The 3,427-nt window shown below is 71.8% G+C and carries 4 protein-coding genes; 3 read left to right on the top strand and 1 reads right to left on the bottom strand.

Going from position 1 to position 3,427, the window contains the following annotated elements:
• Window positions 1-374 precede the first annotated feature (374 nt).
• Window positions 375-896, bottom strand: a complete 522-nt coding sequence (locus tag G401_RS51435; RefSeq protein ID WP_169734309.1) for an SAV_6107 family HEPN domain-containing protein — start codon at window positions 894-896, stop codon at window positions 375-377.
• A 436-nt stretch (window positions 897-1,332) separates the two neighbouring features.
• Here G401_RS51435 and G401_RS0138960 point away from each other — a divergent pair, with 436 nt between their 5' ends.
• Genes G401_RS0138960 through G401_RS0138950 form a run of 3 tightly spaced genes read left to right on the top strand, consistent with a single transcriptional unit; the run spans window position 1,333 to window position 3,320 of the window.
• A complete protein-coding gene (locus G401_RS0138960; protein ID WP_027346744.1) occupies window positions 1,333-2,289 on the top strand; it encodes an EamA family transporter in 957 nt (318 codons plus the stop codon).
• Entirely contained in the window at window positions 2,282-2,770 is a 489-nt protein-coding gene (locus G401_RS0138955) for a YbaK/EbsC family protein (RefSeq protein WP_027346743.1), read from the top strand. The genes G401_RS0138960 and G401_RS0138955 overlap by 8 nt, the downstream gene beginning before the upstream one ends.
• Window positions 2,771-2,777: 7 nt before the next feature.
• Window positions 2,778-3,320 carry a GNAT family N-acetyltransferase gene (locus tag G401_RS0138950; RefSeq protein ID WP_027346742.1) on the top strand — a complete coding sequence of 181 codons (543 nt, stop codon included), beginning with the start codon at window positions 2,778-2,780 and terminating at the stop codon, window positions 3,318-3,320.
• The last annotated feature ends 107 nt before the right edge of the window (window positions 3,321-3,427 follow it).

The following is a 3,427-nucleotide window of genomic DNA, read 5'->3' as shown; positions in this document are numbered from 1 at the left end:
CAGCGCACAAGATCCGCGACGAAGTCGAGGATCTCTGAAGCTGACGGGCGGTGCATAAGGGGTCCGGAGCGCCGACCGCACCAGCAGCAACCTTCCCCGCCACCACCAAAGACCCCAACCACCAAAGACCCCAAGACCCCAAAGCCCCCAAGACCCCACCCGCAAACAGTCCAGCCCGCCGAGTACCCCGCGGAGGTGGGGCACACGACGAGCTGGACTGTTATCCGGCAATACCGCTCAGGGGAGAGTGCAAACCGGAGTCTCATGGGGATCGCTGCGCGCGACGGCAGCCCTGGAAGCCGCCGCGCGCAGCATCGCCCCGATCGGCGGGTGGTCCTCGGAAGATCCCGCCGGGGGTCTGTGGTGTGTGGACGCTACCGCCCCGCGATCCCTTCAGGACGCTGGTCGGGGTGAAGTCCCAGCTCGGCCTGCACCAGGTCGATGAACTGCCCGGCCGCCCGCAGCAGGTCGTCCGCCTCTCGCGGGGTGACCCGCGCGATCCCCGCCTCGGCGGCGGACCGCTTGGCCGCGCCGGCGGCGAAGAACGCCGCCCATTCGCCGAGTTCGGGGGCGACCTTGGTGAGCAGGAGCCAGGCGCTGGTGACCCGGGCGCCACGGCGGCGGCCGGCGGTGACCGGCCGGGCCCGGACGGCCAGCACGGCGGCGGCGGCCCGGAGGGCGGCGAGGTGGGCGGTGGCGTAGCGCTGCGAGGAGGCCATGGTGAGAGCGGCTTCGCCGAGGCCGCGCCGGGCGAGCAGGACCAGTTCGACGGGGGTGCGGTGCGGCAGGAGGTGCGCGGCGACGCCGACGGGCGAGCCGGGGGTCGCGTACGCCGCATCGGACGTGGCGGATCCGGTGACGGGTCCGGTGGCCGTGCTGATGGTCGTGGCGGTCATGCGCTTCTCCTCGGCGGTCGACGGGGTCAACACGCCGCTGCGGGGGAAGCGCAGCAGCTACTGCTCTCGTGCAGGCGGGTACCGGATGGCCGGGGGGTGTGGAGCTTCCCCACACCACACCCGACCGGCCAACCGATCGGGTACGTCATCCGCCACCCGGGGGTCGGGTTGGGCGGCGGATGACGATCCCGCCTGTCGGAGCCGTAGCGGGCACCGCGAATGCCCACCGGCTCGGTCGGCGCGATTGCGCTCGCGCCTCGGGGTCACGTCGCGAACCGTGGCCCCATCGACAGTCTATGAGAACAGCAGTCGAAAGTCTAGAACATCCGTTCGAACTTCTGGCCTGGGCGAGTCGCGCCGACCGCTCCCAGCTGGCCTAAACTCTAGGCCACAGGTACGACGATGTCGTACGTAAGGAACGACTAGCCTCACACCCGTGACCCCTCTCCGTCCGTACGCCGCCGGCCGTCCCGGTGTCGGCGTCGCCATGGTGCTCGCCGCGGGAACACTGTTCGCCGTCAACGGCACCGCCGCCAAGCTCATCCTGCAATCCGGATTGGACGCTCAGCAACTCACCCTGCTCAGGGCGGTGGGGGCGGCCGCCGGACTGCTCGTCGTGGCCGCCGCGCTGCCGAGTGCCCGGCTCCGGCTCTCCGCGCGCGAGGTGCCGATGCTGATCGCGTACGGGCTGACGGGGTTCTTCCTGGTGCCGATGCTGTACTTCGTGGCCATCGCCCGCATCCCGGTCAGCATCGGGCTGCTGTTCGAGTTCACGGCGCCGCTGTTCGTCGCCGTGTGGGCGCGGTTCGGGCAGGGCCAACGGGTACGCCCCCGGTTGTGGGTGGGGCTCGGGTTGTGCCTGCTCGGCCTGGCCGGCGTCGCCAACATCGGGGGTGACCTGCGGTTGGACGTCATCGGCGTGGCGGCGGCGCTGACCTGTGCGGTACTGCTGGCCGCCTACTACGTTCTCGGCGCGCACAGCGTACGCAATCGCGACGCGGTCTCGCTCACCGGCTGGGCGTTCACGGTGTCGGCGCTGGCCGGGCTCGCGTACAGGCTGGTGGTGGGGGTCGGGGACTGGAGCGCGCTGGGCGGCACGGCGAAGGGGCTGCCGGTGTGGCTGCTCGCGGCGTATCTGGTGATCTTCGGGTCGATCGTGCCCTACTGCCTGGTGGCCGCGGCGATGCGGCACCTGCCCGCGACGAGCGTGGGCATCATCGGCATGATCGAACCGGTCGTGGCCGGCGCCTTCGCGTGGGTGACGCTGGGCGAGAAACTGACCCCCGCGCAGCTCGCGGGCGGCGCCGTGCTGCTGGCCGGGGTCGGACTCGCCGAAACCGCCCGCATCGCCAAGCCCGTCCCGGAGCAGGTGCGAGAATCCGTTCATGCATGACCACCCCAACGTCCGCGCGGTGGCCGAGGCGCTCGCCCTCGCCGACGCGGTGGACGGCCACGGTCGGCCCAGCGAGATCCGCGTCCTCCCGGCGGCGGTGCACACCGCCCCGCTCGCGGCCGAGGCGGTCGGCGTCGAGGTCGGCGCCATCGCCAACTCCCTGATCTTCGCCGCCGACGGGCAGCCGCTGCTCGTGCTCACCTCCGGCGCGCACCGCGTCGACACCCGCAAGGTCGCCGCCGCCCTCGGGGTGGCCCGGCTCGACCGCGCGACCCCCGACTTCGTCCGCGAACACACCGGCCAGGCGATCGGCGGGGTCGCGCCGCTCGGTCACCCGAAACCGGTCCGCACGCTCGTGGACTCCGATCTCTCGGCGTACGCGGAGATCTGGGCGGCCGGCGGCGTACCGCAGACCGTCTTCCCCACCACGTACGCGGAACTGCTCCGCATCACCGGCGGCAGCCCGGCCGAGGTGGCGTGACGTGAACATCCGCATCGTCGCGTGGACCCCGGAAGACCTGCAGCGCCGGCTCGACGAAGTGATCGAGGTGTACGGCGAGGCGATGGGCCATCACGGCAACGACCTGCAGGCCCGGGCCGGCCGCTTCCATTCCCACGTACGCCGTCCCGACGTCCGCGGCGTCGCCACGCTGACCAGCGAGGGGCGGCTGCTCGGCTTCGGCTACGGCTACCCCGGCGGCCCCGGCCAGTGGTGGCACGACCAGGTGAACTCCGGCCTCACCGAGGAGGGCCGCCGGCGCTGGCTGGCCAAGCCCTTCGAGGTCGTCGAACTGCACGTACGCCCGACCGCCCAGGGTCACGGGCTCGGCGCCCAGCAGCTGGCCGGCCTGCTGCGGATGGCGACCGGCAGCACGGTCGTGCTGTCCACACCCGAGGTGCCCGAGGAGCAGCGATCCCGCGCGTGGCGGCTCTACCGCCGGTTCGGGTTCGAGGACGTGCTGCGCCACTTCATCTTCCCCGGCGACCTGAGGCCGTTCGCAGTCCTGGGACGGGATCTCCCCTACACCTGATCTTAAATTCGTTTTGTCCCGGGTTCGTCGATCTCACCTCCGCTCCTCCCGCGGGAGACCGTTGCGCCCCTGTCGCTGCGCTCCGGGGACTCCACTGCCACCTGAGT

The organism is Hamadaea tsunoensis DSM 44101 (genome assembly GCF_000428945.1).
GTDB classification, from domain to species: domain Bacteria; phylum Actinomycetota; class Actinomycetes; order Mycobacteriales; family Micromonosporaceae; genus Hamadaea; species Hamadaea tsunoensis.
The sequence above is the reverse complement of the archived record's forward strand: the minus strand, read 5'-3'. Positions and strand labels throughout refer to the sequence as shown.

What these genes read in the sequence shown, in the direction of transcription:
- G401_RS51435 (WP_169734309.1), bottom strand. Translation starts at nt 896, where the DNA reads ATGACCGCCACGACCATCAGCACGGCCACCGGACCCGTCACCGGATCC.
- G401_RS0138955 (WP_027346743.1), top strand. Translation starts at nt 2,282, where the DNA reads ATGCATGACCACCCCAACGTCCGCGCGGTGGCCGAGGCGCTCGCCCTC.